Source organism: Candidatus Paracaedibacter symbiosus (assembly GCF_000757605.1).
GTDB classification, from domain to species: Bacteria; Pseudomonadota; Alphaproteobacteria; order Paracaedibacterales; family Paracaedibacteraceae; genus Paracaedibacter_A; species Paracaedibacter_A symbiosus.
Window position 1 is genome coordinate 1 of record NZ_JQAK01000024.1, and the last position, 1,243, is coordinate 1,243.

Sequence of the window (1,243 nt, forward strand, 5' to 3'; positions counted from 1 at the left end):
CAGGAAGAAAAGGAAGTAGTACGCGGTCAGGAAGCGGCCCACGATCGTCTCGACCGGATCGGTGCCGGGACCGGCGCCGATCTTGCCCAGCCAGAAGAAGCACAGGGCGAACAGGCCCAGCAGCACCTTCGACAGCACGCCGCGGTAGCGGTAGGACTTGACCTTGGCCCGGTCCAGCCAAGGCAGCGCGAACAGGATCGCGATCGCGCCGAACATCACCATCACGCCGCCCAGCTTGTCCGGCACCACGCGCAGCATCGCGTAGTACGGGGTGTAGTACCACACCGGCTTGATGTGCTCGGGGGTGACCAGCCTGTTGGCCTCGGTGAAGTTGTCGTGCTCGAGGAACCAGCCGCCGAACGCAGGGGCGAAGAAGATGATGAAGGCGGCGATGACCAGCATGCCGAACACGTAGAACGTGTCCTTCACCGTGTAGTACGGATGGAACGGCACGCCGTCGGCCGGGGCGGTCGGGGACCAGCGGTTGCCCTTCGGGCCCTTCTTGATCTCCACCCCGTCGGGGTTGTTGGAGCCGACCTCGTGCAGCGCGCCCAGGTGCAGCACCACCAGCAGCAGCAGTACCAGCGGCAGCGCGATCACGTGCAGGGCGAAGAAGCGGTTGAGGGTCGCGTCGGACGGCAGGTAGTCGCCCATGATCCATTCGGTCAGGCCGTTGCCGATCACCGGGATCGCGCCGAACAGCGAGATGATGACCTTCGCGCCCCAGAACGACATCTGGCCCCACGGCAGCACGTAGCCCAGGAACGCCTCGGCCATCAGCACCAGGTAGATCAGCATGCCGAGGATCCACACCAGCTCGCGCGGCTTCTGGTAGGAGCCGTACATCAGGCCGCGGAACATGTGCAGGTACACGACGATGAAGAACAGCGAGGCGCCGGTGCTGTGCATGTACCGGATCAGCCAGCCCCACTCCACGTCGCGCATGATGTACTCGACCGACGCGAAGGCTTCCGCCGCGCTGGTCTTGAAGTGCATCGTCAGGAAGATGCCGGTCAGGATCTGGTTGACCAGCACCACCATCGACAGCACGCCGAAGATGTACCAGATGTTGAAGTTCTTCGGCGCGTAGTACTCGGACATGTGCTTCCGGTACATCGGCGCCAGCGCCGGGGCGCGTGCGTTGACCCAGTCCATCACGCCGGTGGCGGTGCGGGTAAGGATGTTGTTCGCCATGGCTTACGCCCCCTGCGGATCGACGCCGATGACAAGCGTGTTGTCGTCG

1 protein-coding gene is annotated in these 1,243 nt (G+C 64.1%); it reads right to left on the reverse strand.

Translation table 11 applies throughout. The features are described from left to right. Positions 1–1,194: cytochrome b (locus IG80_RS14470; protein ID WP_075553257.1), on the reverse strand; the 1,194-nt coding region annotated here is incomplete at its 3' end. Positions 1,195–1,243 lie beyond the last annotated feature (49 nt).